This is a genomic window from Xylophilus rhododendri, assembly GCF_009906855.1.
Classification (GTDB): Bacteria; Pseudomonadota; Gammaproteobacteria; order Burkholderiales; family Burkholderiaceae_C; genus Xylophilus; species Xylophilus rhododendri.
The window spans coordinates 103,483-121,083 of the sequence record NZ_CP047650.1 but is presented as its reverse complement, the minus strand read 5'-3'; the positions used below and the strand labels follow the sequence as shown (position 1 = coordinate 121,083).

Here is a 17,601-nt window from a genome sequence, read left to right as displayed (position 1 = left end):
AGGCAATCCTTGTCGTCATCCGCGGGTTCGAAGCTCAGCCGCAGGGTGTCCGGTCTCCCCGGCCCGCCTTCGATGCCCGAGACGGACATGCCGTCGCCCTGCCATCCGGTGAAGCGGCCTGAGAAGCGCACCGAGCTTTCGGTGCTCTCCAGTTGCAGGGCTCCCGCCCGCTGTATCTGGTAGCCGATGGCTTTCAAGGCCGTGTCGGCGCGCTGCTGCAGGTCGGCCGCATCCCGCCCGCCAGCCGCCGCGGCCAAGGTTGCGGCCGACGCGAGCAGGGCGGCCAGCACCACCAGCAGGCCCAGGGCCAGGCCGACCATCAGCTCGGCCAGCACCATGCCGCGTGCCGCGCGCCGGGACTCAGGAGTGCACATACACCAGATGGCAGAGATGCAGCGGCGGGCAGTCCAGGCCCGGGCGCAGCGTTTGCGGGAGCAGGGCGTTCGCGGCGTTGGCGGCGTTTTCGTCGGCCAGCCAGGCCATGGCGATGCCGACCTGCGCCGGGTCCTCGGCCGAGCGGAAGACCGCCGCGAGCGCGCCCTGCAGGGCCGTGTCCTGCGGCATGCCCAGCTGGTCCAGCGTTTTCCATTCGGGCGGGTCCGCGTTGTCCGGTGCGATCAGGTTGAGCGACAGGGCTGCCTGCAGGTAGTCGATGTGAGACATGGCCATGGCACGGCCGTTGGCCAGCCGGGTTTCCCGCAGCTGCAGCGCCATGAACTGGCCCAGGCCCAGCAGGCCCAGGCACAGCACCAGCAGCGCCACCAGGGCCTCGACCATGCTCAGGCCTTGCATTCGCCTGCGGCCGCGATGCGCACCCGGCCTCCCGAGCTCATGCACAGGATGCGGCTGGCCCTGTCGCCGCTCGCACCTTCGGCCGACAGCACGAAGCTCTTGATGCCCAGGCCCGGGATGGCGTCCATGTCGCTTCCGGTGAAGTTCACGTCGTCGCCGCCGGCTGAATTCACCTCGGAGATATGGATGCCGCGTGGCAGCAGATGCTGGTGCAGCAACTGCCCGTCCGCCTCCTGGTAGATGCGCCATCCGCAATACTTCGCTCCCGCCGGCAGGCCGTTGGGGCAATCGGACAGCGGCGTGAAGCGCAGCGTGACCCGGCCGCTGCGCCGCAGCGCCTCGCTGCGTGTCCAGGCGATCTGGCTGCTCAGGTCTTGCGCCGCCACCCGCAAGCGGTATTCGCGCAGCATTTGCTGGAAGGCCGGCAGCACCAGGCAGCCCAGCACGGCGACGATCGCCAGCGCGACCAGGATCTCGATCAGGAGTACGCCTCGCGAGGCTTTGGAACTGCGGCATGGGGGACGGTTTTGCGTTTGCACACATTGCTCTGGAACGACCGGTCCGAATCGTCTTGCCTCCACGGCCACGGCCAGTTCCGTCCGTCGCGCCGCGCCGACCGGCCGTCGATCCGGGCAGCAGCCACAATCGCGGCTTCACTCCATTGCTTTTCCCCGCCGCCCATGACCTTGCTTCAAACCATCGAGATCGAAACCGCGCCGCAGCCCACCGCCACGGTCCTGCTGATGCATGGCCTGGGCGCCAGCGCCGACGACTTCGTGCCCGTGGTGCCCGAGCTGGACCTGGACGGTGTCGGCCCGGTGCGTTTCGTCTTCCCCCAGGCGCCCACCATGGCGGTGACGATCAACGGCGGCTACCGCATGCCGTCCTGGTACGACATCAAGGTGACCGACCTGGGCCGCGAGGAGGACGAAGCCGGCCTGCGCGCCTCGCGCGAGGCGATCGAGGCGCTGATCGAACGCGAGAAACAGCGCGGCATCCCCGCCGGCCGCATCGTGCTGGCGGGTTTCTCCCAGGGCTGCGCCATGGCGCTGCTGACCGGCCTGCGCCACGGCGAGCGGCTGGCGGGCATCGCCGGGCTTTCAGGCTATCTGCCGATCGCTTCGACCACCGCGGCCGAACGCCAGCCGGCCAATGCCGACGTGCCGATCTTCCTGGCCCACGGCACCCGCGACGGCGTGGTGCCGCTGGCGCGCGCCGAAGCCTCGCGCGATGCCTTGAACGCGCTGGGCTATCCGGTGGAGTGGCACACCTACCCGATGGAACACACGGTGTGCCCGCCGGAAGTGCGCGATTTCGAAGCCTGGCTCAGGCGTGTGCTGGCCTGATCAGCGCTTCCTGGGGCGGCGCAGCAGGTGTACCGCCACCAGCGCCACGCCCAGCACCACGGCGAACCAGCCGACCAGCGAACTGCCGCCCACCGCCTCCTGCAGGCCGGGCGATTTCAGGAAGCCGGGCGCCAGCAGCACGGCCAGGCCGATGACGATGCAGGCGATGCCGCGAAAGAGAAAGTTTTGCTTCATGGATGCGAAAAATGGATCTGGCGGCGTAGTTGTGGGGATGCCCGCCAGGTGGCGAGCGCCGATCCTACGCGCGTGTTAATTTCGCGGCCCCAAAATAAGCACAACTATCCGAGCTCGCCCATGACCAGCATCGACCAGCGCCTCGCCGCACTTTCCCCGCAGCGCCTCGTGGGCATGCGTCGTGGCATCGAGAAGGAAAGCCTGCGCTCGCTGCCCACGGGTGCACTGGCGGTCACGCCGCATCCGCAGCCGCTGGGCTCGGCGCTCACCCATCCGCACATCACCACCGATTTCAGCGAATCGCAGGTCGAGCTGATCACGGGCGTGCATGCCAGCGCCGAGGAATGCATGGCGGAGATCACCGAGGTGCACCAGTTCGTGCACCGCTCGATGGCGGGCCTGGATGCGCATGGCGAGGAAAACCTCTGGGCTTCCAGCATGCCCTGCGTGCTGCCCTCGGACGAAACCATTCCGCTGGGCCGCTACGGCACCTCCAACGTCGGCCGGGCCAAGAGTGTCTACCGCATGGGCCTGGGCCACCGTTATGGCCGGCGCATGCAGACCATCTCGGGCATCCACTACAACTGGTCGCTGCCGGGCGTGAGCAGCGACGAGTATTTCGGCCTGATCCGCAATTTCCGCCGCCATGCCTTCTTGCTGCTGACCCTGTTCGGCGCCTCGCCGGCCGCCTGCGCCAGCTTCGTCGAAGGGCGGCCGCACGAGCTGCAGCCGATCGGCCAGGGCAGCATGCACATGCCCTACGGCACCTCGCTGCGCATGGGCCGGCTGGGCTACCAGAGCGACGCGCAGGGCAGCCTGGCGGTCAGCTACAACAGCCTGGAGGGCTATGCCGCCTCGCTGCACGATGCGCTGACCCGGCCCTATCCCGCCTACCGTTCGCTCGGCATCCGCAATCCGGGCGGCGAATACAACCAGCTCGCCACCACCCTGCTGCAGATCGAGAACGAGTTCTACGGCACCATCCGGCCCAAGCGCACCATCCGCCAGGGCGAGCGTCCGCTGCATGCGCTGCGCGAGCGCGGGGTGGAATATGTCGAAGTGCGATGCATGGATCTCGATCCCTTCAACCCGGTCGGCATTTCGGCCGAGACCATGCGTTTCCTGGACGTCTTCCTGCTGCACTGCCTGCTGAGCGACAGCCCGCCGGACTCGCCCGCCGAGATCGCCGAACTGGCCCACAACCAGCACCTGACCGCCGCCTGCGGCCGCCAGCCCGGCCTGGAACTGCGCCGCAACGGCAAGCCCATCGTGCTGGCGGACTGGGCAGGCGAGATCCTGGCGGCCTGCCTGCCGATCGCCGAGGCGCTGGATGCGGCCGAAGGCGGCAGCGCCAACACCGAGGCGCTGCGGGCCGCCCAGGCGGCGATGCAGGCGCCCGATTCCCTGCCGTCCGCACGTGTGCTCAAAGCCATGGCCGCCGAGTACGACAACTCCTTCATCGCCTGCACCCTGGCGCAGTCGGCGGTGGCGCGGGATGCGCTGCTGGCGCTGCCCTGGTCGGCGGAGCAACAGTCGCGGTTCGAGGCCGCCAGCGCCCTCTCGCTGGCCGAGCAGAAACGCATCGAGGACGCCGACACCATGCCCTTCGAGGTCTACCGGGAGTCCTATGTGTCGCCGGCCCGGCTGGTGCCGGCACGCCGGGCGGCAGTGCCCGCCTGAGACGCGCCGGCTCTCAGCAGGCAGGGCGGCCGCTGGCCGCCTTTTTTGTTTCCGGTGCCCGCGCGGCGCCGACTACCATGCGCACCCATGGCTTCGATTCCCCCGTTCCTCACCCGCGCCGGCTCGGCCGTGCGGCGTCACCCCTGGCGCAGCGCCGCGGCATTGCCGGTGCTGCTGGCCGCGCTGCTGCTCGTCTACCTCCTGGTGCTGATTCCTTTCACCCCCAGCATCGGCGACATCCGCAAGGCCCGCGCCGAGCATCCCGCCCAGTTGCTGTCGGCCGATGGCAAGGTGCTGGCTGAATACCGGCATGCCAATCGCGAATGGGTGAAGCTGGCCGACATCTCGCCCCATGTCGTGGCCGCTTTGGTGGCGACCGAGGACCGGCGCTTCTACCAGCATGGCGGCATCGATCTGCGGCGCACCGGCGCGGCCATCGTCAACACCCTGGGCGGTGACCGCCAGGGCGGCTCCACCATCACCCAGCAGCTGGCGCGCAACCTCTATCCGGAGGAGATCGGCCGGGCCGTCAGCCTGACCCGCAAGGCGCGGGAAGCCATCACCGCGCTGAAGATCGAACGGGTGTACTCCAAGGACGAGATCCTGGAGACCTATCTCAACACCGTGCCCTTCCTCTACAACGCCTTCGGCATCGAGATGGCGGCGCGCACCTATTTCGACACCACGGCCGACAAGCTCGACGTGCTGCAGAGCGCCACCCTGGTCGGCATGCTGAAGGGTACGGCCTACTACAACCCGGTCAACAACCCGGATCGTGCCAAGGACCGGCGCAATATCGTGCTGGCGCAGATGGTGCGTTACGGCGCCTTGCCAGAGGCGCAGCTCGCCGCCCTGCAGAAGGCCCCGCTCAAGGTCGATTTCGAACGGCAGACCGAGGCCCTGGGCGTGGCCCCCCACCTGGCCCGGCAGCTGCGCAACTGGCTCTTCGCCTGGGCCGAGCGCAACGGCTACGACCTGTATGCCGACGGCCTGCGGGTGCGCACCACCATCGATTCGCGCCTGCAGGACATGGCCAACCGCGCGGTGCAGAAGCAGACCGAGCAGCTGCAGCGCTCGGCCGACGCGCTCTGGGGCCCGCGCGCCTGGAGCGGCGGCAAGCCAGAGGTGCAGGCCATGGTGCGCGAAACCGCCGCCTACAAGGCCGCGCGCGATGGCGGTGCCGATGACGCTGCTGCCTTGAAGACGGTGCTGGCCGACAGCCGGGCCATGGCCGAGCTGCGCGAAGCCAAGACCCGGCTGCAGGCCGGCTTCCTGGCCCTGGACCCACGCGACGGCCAGGTGCGCGCCTGGGTCGGCAGCCGGTCCTACGCGCAGGACCAGTTCGACCATGTCTCGCAGGCACGCCGCCAGCCGGGCTCCACCTTCAAGCCCTTCGTCTACGGCACGGCCTTCGCGCAGGGCATCTCGCCCGACGAGACCTTCATGGACGAGCCGATCGAACTCTCGCTCGGCAACGGCCAGGTCTGGCGCCCGACGGACGAAGGCACGCCCAGCTACCAGCCGATGACGCTGCGCGACGGCCTGGCCTATTCCAAGAACATCATCACCGCGCAGCTGATGCAGAAGGTGGGTCCGGCCAATGTCGCCAAGCTGGCCCGCGCCATGGGCGTGCGCCAGAGCCCGCTGGACGAGGTGCCCTCGCTGGCCCTGGGCACCAGCCCGGTCACCCTCAAGGAGATGGTGACGGCCTACGGCAGCATCGCCAACGGCGGCAACTACATCGAGCCCATCCTGGTGCTGCGGGTGGAAGACCGCGACGGCAAGGTGTTGGAGGAGTTCCATCCCGCCACGCCCGAGGCGGCGCTGGCCGAAGGCCCCGCGCAGGTCCTGCTGGACGCCATGCGCGGCGTGATCGACCGCGGCACCGGCGCCGCCATCCGCAGCCGCTACGGCATCCGCGGCGACGTGGCCGGCAAGACCGGCACCACGCAGGACAACACCGACGGCTGGTTCATCCTGATGCATCCGCAGCTGGTGGCCGGCGCCTGGGCCGGCTTCAACGACAGCCGCCTGACCATGGGCGACGCCTGGGGGCAGGGCGCCCGCAGCGCCTTGCCGATGGTGGGCGATTTCATGTCGGCCGCGCTGCGCGCCAAGCTGGTCGATGCCGATGCGGCCTTCGCCGCGCCCCGCCTGCCCGCCGCGCCGCCGCAGCCCGATCCCTCGGCCATGCCGGGCACGGTCGAGCCGCCTCCTTATCACCTGTTCGCGCCCAGCGAGGGCGAAGGCAGCGGGCAGGCCGCGCCCGTTCAGCCGCAGGCGCAAGGCCAGGTGGTGCCGATGCCGCAGGACATGCAGGCCTCCGCGGCCATGGCATTGCCGTCACCGGCGCAGCCGACGCAGGAGCCCGGCTCGCTGATGCGGCTGTCGCCGGCCGACGCAGCCCAGCGCCTGGCGCCGGAACGCTAGAAGACCGACAGCCCGGTGGCGCCGACGAACAGCTCCAGCGCCTCCATGCCCAGCGCCGAATTGCCGCTGTGGTCCAGCCCCGGCGACCAGACGCACAGGCTCAGCGTGTCGGGCACCACGGCCACGATGCCGCCGCCCACGCCGCTCTTGCAGGGCAGGCCGATGCGGTAGGCGAATTCGCCGGCCGCGTCGTAGGTGCCGCAGGTCAGCATCAGCGCGTTGAGGCGCCGTGCCTGGCGCTCGGTGACCACCTGGCTGCTGTCGTCCAGCGGATGCAGGCCGTCGCGGCACAGATAGCCGGCGGCGCGTGCCACCTGGGCGCAGCTCATCGCCACCGAGCACTGGTGGAAATACATGTCCAGCGCCGCCTCGACCGGGTTGTCGATGCGCTGGAAGCTCTTCATGAAATTGGCCAGCGCGATGTTGCGGTAGCCGGTGGCGGCCTCGGAGGCGGCCACTTCCTCGTCGAAGGCGATGGTTTCACCGCACAGGCCCGACAGCAGCTCCAGCAGCCGGCGCTTGGCGTCACCATGCGTCACCAGCCGGTCGGCCACCGCGATGGCGCCGGCATTGATGAAAGGGTTGCGCGGCACGCCGCGTTCGCTCTCCAGCTGCACCAGCGAATTGAAGGGATTGCCCGAGGGCTCGCGGCCGATGCGCTGCCAGATCTCGCCATCCTCCAGGGTCTGCATCGCCAGCGTCAGGGTGAACAGCTTGGAGATGCTCTGGATCGAGAAGGGCTGGTGGGCATCGCCGGCCGCCGCCTGCGTGCCGTCGCGGGTGCAGAGCGCGATGCCGAAATGCGCGGCCGGCACCCGGGCCAGCGCCGGGATGTAGTCGGCCACCTTGCCTGCGCCGGCCGCGGCGCGGGGCGCCAGCGTGGCGGCGATCCCGTCGAGGACCGCCTGCAGGTCCACCGCGGCCATCAGCGTGCCGGCGTGGCCGCGGCAGTGGCAGCCGGCGGATTGGCGTGGCGCAGCGCGGGTGTCAGGTAGGGATCGACCAGCCCGCTGCGCCAGACCAGCGCCAGCACGCCGATGGTGACCAGCCCGATGAGCAGCCAGGTGCCGGCGCCGCGCTTCTCGCGGTAGGCATCCTGCAGCGAACGCTTGGAGCCGGCGGGGATATGCGCCGTCTGCGACAGCGAAGCCCCCAGCGGCACATTGACCTTCATGCGGCCGTTCACCGCCCAGCCGGTGGCATCCAGGATCGGTCCCAGGCTGCGCTGGCGCAGCTTGAGCCAGGCGATCAGCATGCTGGGTCCGGAGATGGCCAGCACGATGCCCAGGATGGCCAGCGGGATCCAGGCGCCCAGCTCGACGAACTTGGCGAACACTCCCACCAGCACCGCGCTGATGCTGCCGGCGGCCACGCCGATGGCGGCCACCGTGCCCACGTCGACCTTGCTGCCGGGCAGTTTGGCGAGGTCGGCCGGCGGCTTGCCGGCGGCGGCCGCCTTGTCGGCGGTGCTGAGCTCGCCGGCCAGCGTGCCGAGGCCGGCCTGGGAAGCCGCATCGCTGGCGGCGGCGCGCTTGGCGACCTGCTCCTCGATGGCCCGCAGGAATTTCTTGTAGGGCGAGAAGAAGGCCTGTGCGACGCTGGTGGGGTTCTCCATCAGCTTGACGATGGTGGCGTCCCAGTCCTTGCCCTGGCGGTCGTAGAAGACACCGTTGCGGCCGACGAAAAGAAAGTCCACATCGCCCGCGGTGAAGGCCGCCACGATGGTCATCTTCTGGCCCTCGCGCGTGCATTCGCAGTAGGCCAGGCAGGTCTTGGCCAGGCCCGCCAGCGCGGCGTGTTTGCCGGCATCGGCCACCTTCACCGTCAGGTCGCAGCTGCGGGCGTCCAGATACAGCCGGCCGGCCTGGAAGATCGCACCGCTGCGGCGGTAGAAGCTGCCGAAGGAGACGAAGTTGTTGAGCAGCAGCACCAGGTCGCGCTTGAAGCGCAGCAGCTTCTCCAGGTCGGCCATGCGGGCGCTGGCCGGCTCCTCGGCCTCGTCCTGGGCGAGCAGGGCCAGCACGGCGGCTTCGGTCTGCTGCGCGGCGAGCACTTGCTCGATCGTCAGGGTGCCCAGTACCGCGTCGGGGCGCGAGGCCAGCCAGTCCTTGTAGGGCGTGAGTTTGTCCAGCACCAGGCGCCAGTCGGCTTCGCTCAGCACGTCGGCACGGCCGGCCAGCAGCGGCTTGACGGCCTTGCTGCGCAGCGCCGACAAGGCTGCCGCCCAGGCCGGGTTCACGCCTTCGACCAGGGGCAGCAGCACCGCGTCGCCGCCGACCGGCGCCAGGGGCAGGGCGGCGATGGAGGCGCTGGCCGTGGTCAGCTCCTGCGTGGCGATGGCGGCGTATTCCTCGGGCGTGGGATTGAGCGAGACGGCGGCGCGGGCGTCGTATCGGGCCAGGCGGGCGCGGGTGAAGAAGTCTTCGACCTTCTCGCGCACCGCATTGACGGCCTGGGCCGCCGCCAGCGTGCCGTCGCCCAGCGGCAGGGCTTGCGGGTCGGCCAGGCCCACGCTGTGCCATTCGATGAGGGCATGCACGTCCTTGAAGAAGGCTTCGGCGCGTTTGCGGTCGATGCCGGGCTTGCCGCCGCGGTCGTCGACGGTGCCGCGGGTTTCGCCGATCCACGCGATGGTCTGGGCGGCGCTGGCGTCTTCCAGCGCGGTTTCGGCGGTGACGATGCCGTCGCCGTTGAAGCGCATGGCGGTCAGCAGCTTGCTGCGATCGGCCACGTCGGCCAGGCTGATGGTGCTGTCGTGTTCGCGGCCCAGCAGGCCCAGCACGCGGCGGGCTTCCTGCACCAGGGCCTGGCCGGCCTCGTCGGCGGTGGACAGGCGCGCCAGGTCCAGCGAATCGCCGCCGGCGATGAGTTCGTCCGGATCGGTCAGCCGGCCGCAGGCCCACTGGCAGGCGGCGATCAACTCCGGCGGCCGGATGCGGCCGTCGTGGTCGGTGTCGATCAGGTCGAGCGTGGCGCTGTCGAATTCCAGGCCGCGTGTGGGGCAGGCCAGGGCCACCCAGAGTTTCTGGTCCAGCTCGCCGATGTGGGCGATGTCCTGACCATCCCGGATCAGGACCTGGTCGACGCCGCCGGCGCGGAAGAATTGCCACTGGTGCTGCATGGTCGCCATCCGCGAGTCTTTCGGAGAGTTGTAACTACCGCGCTATCTTGCCACCAAGTGAATCGGCCGCTCCCATGTAAAGAGGAGGCAAAACCGTGCAGGGCCGACAAGAAGGGCCTGTGCCCGCCCTTATGTTTGGCCTGTGCCCGTTTGGAGGCACTTGGAGAAACCACAATGAAAAAGCAACTGTCCCGCTTCGCCACCGTCATCGTTCTCGCCGCCGCCGGCATGGGCCTGGGCACCGCCGCGCAGGCCCAGCCGCGTCCGGGCCCGCCGCATGCCGCGCCTCACCATGCACCCAAGAAGCACAAGGTCTGGGTGCCGGCGCATCGCGAACACGGCCGCATGGTCCGCGGCCACTACGTGTGGCGTTGAGGCCGAGAGGGCTTATTTGCCCCAGTTGTCGCGCAGCCCCGCTGCGCGGTTGAACACCAGCGCCGTGGCAGCGGAGTCGATGACGAAGTAGCCATGGCGCTCGAACTGCACCGGGCCCTGGGCGGCCCGCTCGGCGGTGCCGGGCTCGACGAAGCCTTGCGTGCGCGAGAGGCTGGCCGGGTTCAGGTTCGACAGGAAGTCGCCGTCGCCCGCATCCGGATGCGGCTGGGTGAACAGCCGGTCGTACAGATTGAATTCGGCCGGCACCGCATCGCTGGCCGAGACCCAGGTGATCACGCCCTTGACCTTGACCGAATCCGCGCCTGGCGTGCCGCTCTTGGTGTCGGGCAGCAGGCGCGCCAGCACGGCGGTGAGCTTGCCTTCGGCATCGCGCTCTGCGCCGGTGCATTCGATCACATGGCCGTACTTCAGGCGCACCTTGTTGCCCGGATAGAGGCGGTTGTAGCCCTTGGGCGGCGTGTCTTCGTAGTCGGACTTCTCGATCCAGAGTTCGCGGCCGAAACGGAACTGGCGCTGGCCTTGCTCCGGATGGTGCGGATGCACCGGCGCCTGGCAGTCGTCCAGGAAGCCCTCGCCCATGACCTCATCCCAGTTGCTGAGTACGAGAGGCACCGGCTCCAGCACGGCCATGGCACGTGCGGCCACCGGCTCCAGGGTTTCGCGCAGGGCGGCTTCCAGGGCCGAATAGTCGGTCCAGCCGCCGACCTTGGTCACGCCCGAGCGTTCGCAGAACAGGCGCAGGGCGGCGGGGGTGTAGCCGCGGCGGCGCAGGCCGGCCAGGGTGGGCATGCGGGGGTCGTCCCAGCCGCTGACATGCTGCTCTTCGACCAGCTGGCGCAGCTTGCGTTTGCTGGTGACCATGTAGGTCACGTTCAGCCGGGCGAATTCGTACTGGTGCGGCTGCGGCGCGGACAGCAGGCCGGCTTCGGTCAGGCGCTCCAGCAGCCAGTCGTAGAAGGGCCGCTGGTCTTCGAATTCCAGGGTGCAGATGCTGTGGGTGATCTGCTCCAGCGCGTCCTCGATGGGATGCGCGAAGGTGTACATCGGGTAGATGCACCAGCGGTCGCCGGTGTTGTGGTGGGTGGCGCGGCGGATGCGGTAGATGGCCGGGTCGCGCAGGTTGATGTTGGGCGAGGCCATGTCGATCTTCGCGCGCAGCACCATGGAGCCGTCGGCATGCTTGCCGTCGCGCATCTCGCGCAGGCGGGCCAGGTTGTCGGCGGGGCTGCGGCCGCGGAAGGGGCTGTCCGTGCCGGGCGTGGTGAAGTCGCCGCGGTTGGCGCGCATCTGCTCGGGGGTCTGCTCGTCCACATAGGCGTGGCCGGCTTCGACCAGGGCCTCGGCGGCGCGGTACATGAGGTCGAAATAGTCGCTGGCGAAATACTCGTGTTCGCGTGCCTGGGCGGGTGCGGCGGGATCGTCGGCCAGCAGGGTGTCGTAGCCGAGCCAGCGCACCGTGTCGCGGATCGAGTCGACGTATTCCTGGTCTTCCTTCTCCGGGTTGGTGTCGTCGAAACGCAGGTGGCACACGCCGCCGTATTCCGCCGCCAGGCTGAAGTTGAGCCAGATGCTCTTGGCATGGCCGATGTGCAGATAGCCGTTGGGTTCGGGCGGGAAACGCAGGCGCACCCGGGCCGGATCGGCGATGCCGGCGGCGTGGTGGGCCGCGTCGCCGGGGCCTCCGCCCCAGCGCCGGCCGGCATAGCGGCCCTGGCTGAGGTCGGCCTCGATCACGTGGCGCAAGAAATTGCTGGGCTTGGTGGGTTCTGCGGCGCCTGGGGCCGACTGCGTCGCGAGCGCGGAGGATGTCATCCGCCGATTCTAGGCGGCGAGCCGACTTGCAAGCACGGTTACCGAAGGTGCCGTCCGCACGGGAGAGATGGCCGGCCCTGTTACGGCCCGTCACGACTCTACATACAAGCCTGCCATCCCGCAGCCGGTTTCATGCGTTACTGACACACATAGGAGCTGACGGATCGTCCGCCACGCCTCCTTCCTTAAGGAGAACAGCATGTCCAATCAACAAAAACTGCGCGCCGCCTTCGCCGCGATGGGCGCCGTGCTCGCGCTGGGCGCGGCCGGTGCCGCTCAGGCCGGTGTCGCGCTGTCGGTGGGCATCGCCACGCCCGGCCTGGTGATCGGGGCCGGCGGCCCGGTCTACGGACCGCCGCCCGCCTATTACGCCCCGGCGCCGGTCTACTCGCCGCCCCCGACCTATTACGCTCCGCCGCCGGTGGTCTATCAGCCACGCCCCGTCTACTACACACCGCCCCCGGTGATCTATTCGCCGCCGCGGGGGTATTACGGCCCGGGCCGTGGCTGGGGTGGTCCTCACGGCCATGGTTTCCATGGCGGTTATGAGGGCCGCGGCGGCCGGCACTGGGATCGTCGCTGAGTCCCCTGTTTGCCCATCAGCCATGTCCGAGGCGCCCTGCGGGGCGCTTTTTCATGGCCGTTGTATGCTGCGGCGGCTTAATTCCACCTAGCCATGACACAGACCGTACTGGTCCTCAACGGACCGAACCTCAACCTTCTGGGCACCCGCGAACCGGGCATCTACGGCGCGCAGACGCTGGACGGCGTGCGCCAGCTATGCGAAGCGGCCTGCCGCCAGCACGGCCTGGCGCTGGATTTTCGCCAGAGCAACCACGAGGGACAGCTGGTCGACTGGCTGCAGGAAGCAGGTGCAGGCGAAGCCGGCGGCAAGTTCGCCGGCACGGTGCTCAATGCCGCCGCGTACACGCATACCAGCGTGGCCTTGCGCGATGCGATCAAGGGCGCCGGCGTATCGGTGGTGGAACTGCACATATCCAACGTGCACGCCAGGGAGGAGTTCCGCCACCACTCCTATCTATCCGCCGTCGCGCGTGGCGTGATGTTCGGCTTCGGCACCGCCGGCTATGCGCTGGCGATCGCCGCCGTCGCCGGCTGGGCCACCGGCGAACAGAAGCCGGCCCGGGCCTGAATCAGGCCAGCTGCGCGCCGCCGCCCAGCGGCACGGCATCGGCGTCGTCCACCTTCACCGTGTGGTCGCGTTCATAGGTGCCGATCAGCAGGCCGCTGGCGATGGCATGCGAGCCCAGCAGTTCCAGCACCTCGTCGCGGCCCGGGTTCTCGGAAAACACCGCACCCGGCGAGAGGGCGAAGACCTGGAAGGCATAGCGGTGCACGCCGTGGCCGGGCGGCGGATCTGGCGGCAGCCAGGCCGATTGCAGGTAGGAGTTGCGGCCGGTGCGCGGCTCGTCGGTGCCGGCGCCGTCGCGTTCCTCGGAACTGCCGTCCTCTTCGTGGTCGCCGCCGCTGAGTGCACCTTCGGCCATGGCGCCGTCGCCGGGCGGCAGGTCCACCACGATCGCATGCACCAGCGGCTTGGGCGTGGGTGCGTCGGCGTCCTCCACGATCAGGACGACCGAGCCGGTCTCTTCCGGCAGACCGCCCCATTGCAGCGGCGGCGATCGGCCATCCCCGTCGGCGGTGTAGAGCGCCGGAATCGGCGCATGGTCGACAAAAGCCAGGCTGGTCACGGCGATGGCCGCTGTCCCCTGGCGCAGGTCGGTGCGGTTGAAGGCGATGGCATCCAGGCCGGCGCGCTGGTTGCGCAAGGCGTGGCCCAAGGCATCGGGTAGTTTTTCGAGCATGGGGTCTCCTGGGCTGGATCGATGGATACGGATGTCTCTATCGAACAGTCTGCGAGACCGCGGCGGCGACAGCGTTTCGGCATGTCACCTGCAGGACCGCGCCTTCAATGCGGCTTCTGCATCTCGTACAGCGCCATGCTGCGCACCGATTCCAGCAGCGCGCCGATCTTGAAGGGCTTGCGCAGCACCGACAGCGGCTGCAGCGGACCGATGGCGCCATCGGCCGGCCTTCCGGGCTCGGAGCTCATCAGGATCACCGGGATGCGCGAGCCGCAGGCGAAGGCGCCCTTGCGCAATTCGTCCAGCAGCGTCATCGCATCGCCGCCTTCGCCCATGTCCAGCACGATGCCGGCGAAGCGGCGCGAGCCGAGCAGGGCCAGCGCGCGGTCGATGTTGGTGGCTTCCTGGAAGGCCACCAGATCGAGCTCGCGGGCCACGGTGACGATGGTGCGCCGCAGGACGAACTGCGGCTCGATCAGCAGCACCGCCGGAAGCGCCTGGGCGGGGCTCATGGCAGATCCTCCTCGTCGGCCTTGCCGGCCACCGCGTCGTTGACCAGGTCGCGCAGGGCCTGCAGCACCGCGACCTCCACCACACCGAGCTTGCGCGGCTTGCGGTCGAGCACGCACAGCGTGCCTATGCGTTCGCCGCCCGGCGCATTCACCGGCATGCCGGCGTAGAAACGCAGGTGCGGCGCCTCGGTCACCAGCGGGTTGTCGGCAAAGCGTTCGTCGAGGCTGGCGTCTTCCACCACGAACATCTCCGGCTCCAGGATGGCGTGGGCGCAGAAGGCGATGTCGCGCGGGGTCTCGGTGGATTGCACCCCGTGGCGGGCCTTGAACCACTGGCGGTTCTCGTCCACCAGGCTGACCAGGGCGAAGGGCACGTCGAGTTGCTCGGCCGCGAAACGCACCACGCGGTCGAATTTTTCCTCCGCGGGCGTGTCGAGCAGCAGCAGTTCGTGCAAGGCCCGCAGGCGTTGCGCCTCGTCGGGCGGGAGCGGGGCAGGGGTCATGGAAGGTTTTGCTCCTCGGCGAGGTGGACCAACTCGGAGAGATTCATGCCGCATGCCGCGGCGATCCGGGCCGCCGACAGAACCGTGAGGTTGCGGCGTCCTCGCTCCAGCAGGCTGATGTAGGTCGTGCTCAGACCTGTCGATTCGGCCAACTGCTCCTGGCTGAGGGCGCATTCCGCGCGGCGTCGAACGATGGCCTTCGCGAACATCTTGCGCAGGGCATCTTCGTCGGGCTGCTGGTGGGGCGTCGGCATCCGCCAAAGTTTGCGGATGCGTACTATAGTGCGCCATAGACTATAGTACGTGTCGAGCAAAAGCCTGGATGCTCGAAGGAACTGGACATCTTCATGACGCCTGCCGAAATTCCACAGCCTGGCGCCTTGCGCAAGCTGCTTGAACTGTTACCTCGCTTGCCCACGGTTGGCGCGACTGTCGATTTCTCCTCGGCCGAACCGGCTGTGCGCAACGAGGTCGCGGCAGCCGCCCATGCCGCTGTGCTGCGTTTGTGCGAAAGCTTGGGCGGTCTGGGGACGCTGCTTGTCGCCTGTGCATCCAATGAGTCCGAGCACAGGCTCACCGTCGGCGCGCTGGAGGGTACCGGCCGTTTGATCAAGGACCTGAGCGAACTGGCTCTCGCCTGTGCCGTTCTCGCCGAGGAGTGCCAGGGCAGCGGCCACTGACGACAGGGCCTCGGAAGGTTTATTCACACCTTCTTCAGCCGCCCATCAGCCGCTGCACCAGCTCGCCGGTGCTGCCAGCTTCGAACTTGCGCATCAGGCGCGCCCGGTAGACCTCCACGGTGCGATGGCTGATGCCGAGCGCGCGGCCGATCTCCTTGGAGGTGGAGCCATGCAGCAGCTGCGCGGCCACCTCGCGTTCGCGGGCGGTCAGCTCGGCCTGGGAGGGGCGCTGGGCGCCCAGGTCCTCGAAGGACCAGATGCCGGCCTCGTGGGGCGCATCGCGGTTGAGCGCACGACCGGTGACATGGCACCAGAAGGTCTGGCCCTGCAGGCGGCCGCCGATGCGGCGCATCAGGCGGTTGTCGGAATACCGGCCGCTGGCGTTGAGGATGGGCACCATGCGTGCGCCTGTGCGTTCGTATTCGTCCGCGCTGGGATAGAGCAGGCGGAAGGACTGGCCCACCAATTGCTCGCGTTCGGCGCCGAACATCTCGCAGAGCTGCCGGTTGCAGTCCACCATGGTGCGGTGGCGCGAGACGACCAGGCCCACCGGCGCCAGTTCGAAGGCCTGGCGGTAGTCGAGGGAGGCGGCGGGATCAGGGACTTCCATTAGGAAACACTACGTACATCGCTACGTAGTATCGTCCTCGCCGACCCGCAACTTTTCCCAGTCGCAAGGAGAATTCGTGAACAAGATCTACCCCTCGGCCGAGGCGGCGCTCCAGGGCGTCATCCAGGACGGACAGATGCTCGCCGTCGGCGGCTTCGGCCTGTGCGGCATTCCGGAAGCGCTGATCGACGCCCTGCGCGATACCGGTGCACAGAACCTCACCGTGGTCTCCAACAACGCCGGCGTGGACGGCTTCGGGCTCGGCAAGCTGCTGGAGACCCGGCAGATCAAGAAGATGATCTCCAGCTATGTCGGCGAGAACAAGGAGTTCGAGCGCCAGTACCTGGCCGGCGAGCTTCAACTCGAATTCACCCCCCAGGGCACCCTGGCCGAGAAGCTGCGCGCGGGCGGGGCCGGCATTCCGGCCTTCTTCACCAAGACCGGCGTCGGCACCCAGGTGGCCGAGGGCAAGGAGCTGCGCGACTTCGGCGGCGAGACCTATGTGATGGAAGAGTCGCTGGTGCCCGATGTGGCCCTGGTCAAGGCCGATGTGGCCGACAAGTCGGGCAATCTGCGTTTCCGGCTCACCGCGCGCAACTTCAACCCGGCCGCCGCCATGGCCGGCAAGCTGTGCATCGTGGAGGTGGAACGCATCGTCGAGACCGGCGAGATCGCACCGGACGACGTGCACCTGCCCGGCATCTATGTGCACCGCATCGTGCTCAACCCCACGCCCGAGAAACGCATCGAGAAACGTACCCTGAGCGCGGCCGCGCCGGTGGATGCGGCGGCGGCCAAGGTCGAGGCCCAGGCCGTCATCGCCCAGGCGGCCGCCGTGAGCGGCGAGGAAATCGCCATCCCCAAGGTGGACGCGCCCGCCGCCAACCGCAGCAGCAACGAAGGAGTCTGAGACATGCCCTGGACCCAGGACCAAATGGCCGCGCGGGCGGCCCAAGAGCTGGAAGACGGCTTCTACGTCAACCTCGGCATCGGCATTCCCACGCTGGTGGCCAACTATGTGCCGCAGGACAAGGAAGTCTGGCTGCAGTCGGAGAACGGCATGCTGGGCATCGGCCCCTTCCCGACCGAAGACACGGTCGATGCCGACCTGATCAACGCCGGCAAGCAGACGGTCACCACCATCCCCGGCTCGTCCATCTTCGGCAGCCACGACAGCTTCGCGATGATCCGCGGCGGCAAGATCAACCTCTCCATCCTCGGCGCGATGCAGGTCAGCGAGAAGGGCGACCTGGCCAACTGGATGATCCCGGGCAAGATGGTCAAGGGCATGGGCGGCGCCATGGACCTGGTGGCCGGCGTCAAGCGGGTCATCGTGCTGATGGAGCATGTGGCGCGCAAGAAGGACGGCAGCACCGACCTGAAGATCCTGAAGGACTGCTCGCTGCCGTTGACGGGTGTGGGCGTGGTCGACCGCATCATCACGGACCTGGGCGTTCTCGACGTCACGTCCGAGGGCCTGAAGCTGGTCGAACTGGCGCCGGACGTGAGTTTCGAGACCTTGCAGGAGAAGACAGGCGCACCGGTGCTGCGCTGAGATCCGGCCCGCGCCGGACCACTCTGCGAGACATCAACTTTGTTGCCGAAAACTTTGTCCAAATCACGCGGCGATTGAGGGCTACTGCGATAAATTGCGCTTTCGTTAGCGCATCGATCGGCTTTTCCCCTCAATCCCGGCGG

General features: G+C 68.6%; 20 protein-coding genes. 9 read left to right on the top strand and 11 right to left on the bottom strand.

Going from position 1 to position 17,601, the window contains the following annotated elements; all coding sequences use genetic code 11:
* Positions 1–360 precede the first annotated feature (360 nt).
* Both GT347_RS00600 and GT347_RS00595 read right to left on the bottom strand, forming a co-directional pair.
* Positions 361–777, bottom strand: coding sequence for a hypothetical protein (locus tag GT347_RS00600; protein WP_160550145.1), 417 nt, complete (start codon positions 775–777; stop codon positions 361–363).
* Positions 778–779: 2 nt separating this feature from the next.
* Positions 780–1,331, bottom strand: coding sequence for a GspH/FimT family pseudopilin (locus tag GT347_RS00595; RefSeq protein ID WP_160550144.1), 552 nt, complete (start codon positions 1,329–1,331; stop codon positions 780–782).
* Between the two features lie 141 nt (positions 1,332–1,472).
* Between GT347_RS00595 and GT347_RS00590 the strand changes: the two genes are divergently transcribed.
* Positions 1,473–2,138, top strand: a complete 666-nt coding sequence (locus GT347_RS00590) for an alpha/beta hydrolase (RefSeq protein ID WP_160550143.1) — start codon at positions 1,473–1,475, stop codon at positions 2,136–2,138.
* Here GT347_RS00590 and GT347_RS00585 read toward each other — a convergent pair whose 3' ends face one another.
* Complete coding sequence (locus GT347_RS00585) at positions 2,139–2,333, bottom strand: hypothetical protein (protein WP_160550142.1); 195 nt, start codon at positions 2,331–2,333, stop codon at positions 2,139–2,141.
* Between the two features lie 120 nt (positions 2,334–2,453).
* On the opposite strand from GT347_RS00585, the gene gshA reads away from it, so the two are divergent.
* Both gshA and GT347_RS00575 read left to right on the top strand, forming a co-directional pair.
* Positions 2,454–4,013, top strand: a complete 1,560-nt coding sequence (gene gshA, locus GT347_RS00580) for a glutamate--cysteine ligase (protein WP_160550141.1) — start codon at positions 2,454–2,456, stop codon at positions 4,011–4,013.
* Positions 4,014–4,100: 87 nt separating this feature from the next.
* The gene (locus GT347_RS00575) at positions 4,101–6,443 is read left to right on the top strand and encodes a penicillin-binding protein 1A (protein ID WP_160550140.1); all 2,343 of its coding nucleotides are present in this window, start codon (positions 4,101–4,103) and stop codon (positions 6,441–6,443) included.
* Here the strand turns inward: GT347_RS00575 and GT347_RS00570 are convergent.
* Both GT347_RS00570 and GT347_RS00565 read right to left on the bottom strand, forming a co-directional pair.
* Positions 6,440–7,360 carry a glutaminase gene (locus GT347_RS00570; RefSeq protein WP_229722961.1) on the bottom strand — a complete coding sequence of 307 codons (921 nt, stop codon included), beginning with the start codon at positions 7,358–7,360 and terminating at the stop codon, positions 6,440–6,442. The two genes, GT347_RS00575 and GT347_RS00570, sit on opposite strands and share 4 nt — an antisense overlap.
* An 8-nt stretch (positions 7,361–7,368) precedes the next feature.
* Positions 7,369–9,564 carry a hypothetical protein gene (locus tag GT347_RS00565; protein WP_160550138.1) on the bottom strand — a complete coding sequence of 732 codons (2,196 nt, stop codon included), beginning with the start codon at positions 9,562–9,564 and terminating at the stop codon, positions 7,369–7,371.
* A gap of 174 nt (positions 9,565–9,738) precedes the next feature.
* On the opposite strand from GT347_RS00565, the gene GT347_RS00560 reads away from it, so the two are divergent.
* Complete coding sequence (locus GT347_RS00560; protein WP_160550137.1) at positions 9,739–9,939, top strand: hypothetical protein; 201 nt, start codon at positions 9,739–9,741, stop codon at positions 9,937–9,939.
* A 12-nt stretch (positions 9,940–9,951) separates the two neighbouring features.
* Here GT347_RS00560 and GT347_RS00555 read toward each other — a convergent pair whose 3' ends face one another.
* Positions 9,952–11,772, bottom strand: a complete 1,821-nt coding sequence (locus tag GT347_RS00555; protein WP_160550136.1) for a glutamine--tRNA ligase/YqeY domain fusion protein — start codon at positions 11,770–11,772, stop codon at positions 9,952–9,954.
* Between the two features lie 199 nt (positions 11,773–11,971).
* Between GT347_RS00555 and GT347_RS00550 the strand changes: the two genes are divergently transcribed.
* Positions 11,972–12,355 (top strand): hypothetical protein, encoded by a 384-nt coding sequence (locus tag GT347_RS00550; protein ID WP_160550135.1) that lies wholly within the window; start codon positions 11,972–11,974, stop codon positions 12,353–12,355.
* Between the two features lie 93 nt (positions 12,356–12,448).
* A complete protein-coding gene (gene aroQ / locus GT347_RS00545) occupies positions 12,449–12,925 on the top strand; it encodes a type II 3-dehydroquinate dehydratase (protein WP_160550134.1) in 477 nt (158 codons plus the stop codon).
* 1 nt (position 12,926) lies between these two features.
* Here aroQ and GT347_RS00540 read toward each other — a convergent pair whose 3' ends face one another.
* The 4 genes from GT347_RS00540 to GT347_RS00525 form a co-directional block, all read right to left on the bottom strand.
* Complete coding sequence (locus GT347_RS00540; RefSeq protein ID WP_160550133.1) at positions 12,927–13,598, bottom strand: YbhB/YbcL family Raf kinase inhibitor-like protein; 672 nt, start codon at positions 13,596–13,598, stop codon at positions 12,927–12,929.
* A gap of 104 nt (positions 13,599–13,702) precedes the next feature.
* On the bottom strand, positions 13,703–14,110 hold the full coding sequence (locus tag GT347_RS00535) for a DNA-binding transcriptional response regulator (protein ID WP_160550132.1): 408 nt from the start codon (positions 14,108–14,110) through the stop codon (positions 13,703–13,705).
* Entirely contained in the window at positions 14,107–14,613 is a 507-nt protein-coding gene (locus GT347_RS00530) for a GAF domain-containing protein (RefSeq protein WP_160550131.1), read from the bottom strand. The genes GT347_RS00535 and GT347_RS00530 overlap by 4 nt, the downstream gene beginning before the upstream one ends.
* Positions 14,610–14,867 carry a helix-turn-helix domain-containing protein gene (locus GT347_RS00525; protein ID WP_160550130.1) on the bottom strand — a complete coding sequence of 86 codons (258 nt, stop codon included), beginning with the start codon at positions 14,865–14,867 and terminating at the stop codon, positions 14,610–14,612. The genes GT347_RS00530 and GT347_RS00525 overlap by 4 nt, the downstream gene beginning before the upstream one ends.
* Before the next feature lie 93 nt (positions 14,868–14,960).
* Here GT347_RS00525 and GT347_RS00520 point away from each other — a divergent pair, with 93 nt between their 5' ends.
* On the top strand, positions 14,961–15,293 hold the full coding sequence (locus tag GT347_RS00520) for a hypothetical protein (RefSeq protein ID WP_160550129.1): 333 nt from the start codon (positions 14,961–14,963) through the stop codon (positions 15,291–15,293).
* Between the two features lie 34 nt (positions 15,294–15,327).
* Here GT347_RS00520 and GT347_RS00515 read toward each other — a convergent pair whose 3' ends face one another.
* Positions 15,328–15,903 carry a PAS and helix-turn-helix domain-containing protein gene (locus tag GT347_RS00515; RefSeq protein ID WP_160550128.1) on the bottom strand — a complete coding sequence of 192 codons (576 nt, stop codon included), beginning with the start codon at positions 15,901–15,903 and terminating at the stop codon, positions 15,328–15,330.
* Positions 15,904–15,979: 76 nt separating this feature from the next.
* On the opposite strand from GT347_RS00515, the gene GT347_RS00510 reads away from it, so the two are divergent.
* Both GT347_RS00510 and GT347_RS00505 read left to right on the top strand, forming a co-directional pair.
* Positions 15,980–16,813: a CoA transferase subunit A gene (locus tag GT347_RS00510; RefSeq protein WP_160550127.1), complete on the top strand. Its 834-nt coding sequence runs from the start codon at positions 15,980–15,982 to the stop codon at positions 16,811–16,813.
* 3 nt (positions 16,814–16,816) lie between these two features.
* On the top strand, positions 16,817–17,458 hold the full coding sequence (locus tag GT347_RS00505) for a CoA transferase subunit B (protein WP_160550126.1): 642 nt from the start codon (positions 16,817–16,819) through the stop codon (positions 17,456–17,458).
* Positions 17,459–17,601: the final 143 nt, after the last annotated feature.

Excerpts from the sequence above, each read along its gene's own strand:
- GT347_RS00520 (WP_160550129.1), top strand. The coding sequence starts at position 14,961 with ATGACGCCTGCCGAAATTCCACAGCCTGGCGCCTTGCGCAAGCTGCTT.
- GT347_RS00505 (WP_160550126.1), top strand. The coding sequence starts at position 16,817 with ATGCCCTGGACCCAGGACCAAATGGCCGCGCGGGCGGCCCAAGAGCTG.
- GT347_RS00590 (WP_160550143.1), top strand. The coding sequence starts at position 1,473 with ATGACCTTGCTTCAAACCATCGAGATCGAAACCGCGCCGCAGCCCACC.
- GT347_RS00565 (WP_160550138.1), bottom strand. The coding sequence starts at position 9,564 with ATGCAGCACCAGTGGCAATTCTTCCGCGCCGGCGGCGTCGACCAGGTC.
- GT347_RS00600 (WP_160550145.1), bottom strand. The coding sequence starts at position 777 with ATGGTCGAGGCCCTGGTGGCGCTGCTGGTGCTGTGCCTGGGCCTGCTG.
- aroQ (WP_160550134.1), top strand. The coding sequence starts at position 12,449 with ATGACACAGACCGTACTGGTCCTCAACGGACCGAACCTCAACCTTCTG.
- GT347_RS00535 (WP_160550132.1), bottom strand. The coding sequence starts at position 14,110 with ATGAGCCCCGCCCAGGCGCTTCCGGCGGTGCTGCTGATCGAGCCGCAG.
- GT347_RS00555 (WP_160550136.1), bottom strand. The coding sequence starts at position 11,772 with ATGACATCCTCCGCGCTCGCGACGCAGTCGGCCCCAGGCGCCGCAGAA.
- GT347_RS00585 (WP_160550142.1), bottom strand. The coding sequence starts at position 2,333 with ATGAAGCAAAACTTTCTCTTTCGCGGCATCGCCTGCATCGTCATCGGC.
- GT347_RS00550 (WP_160550135.1), top strand. The coding sequence starts at position 11,972 with ATGTCCAATCAACAAAAACTGCGCGCCGCCTTCGCCGCGATGGGCGCC.
- GT347_RS00540 (WP_160550133.1), bottom strand. The coding sequence starts at position 13,598 with ATGCTCGAAAAACTACCCGATGCCTTGGGCCACGCCTTGCGCAACCAG.
- GT347_RS00575 (WP_160550140.1), top strand. The coding sequence starts at position 4,101 with ATGGCTTCGATTCCCCCGTTCCTCACCCGCGCCGGCTCGGCCGTGCGG.
- GT347_RS00515 (WP_160550128.1), bottom strand. The coding sequence starts at position 15,903 with ATGGAAGTCCCTGATCCCGCCGCCTCCCTCGACTACCGCCAGGCCTTC.
- gshA (WP_160550141.1), top strand. The coding sequence starts at position 2,454 with ATGACCAGCATCGACCAGCGCCTCGCCGCACTTTCCCCGCAGCGCCTC.
- GT347_RS00530 (WP_160550131.1), bottom strand. The coding sequence starts at position 14,613 with ATGACCCCTGCCCCGCTCCCGCCCGACGAGGCGCAACGCCTGCGGGCC.
- GT347_RS00560 (WP_160550137.1), top strand. The coding sequence starts at position 9,739 with ATGAAAAAGCAACTGTCCCGCTTCGCCACCGTCATCGTTCTCGCCGCC.
- GT347_RS00525 (WP_160550130.1), bottom strand. The coding sequence starts at position 14,867 with ATGCCGACGCCCCACCAGCAGCCCGACGAAGATGCCCTGCGCAAGATG.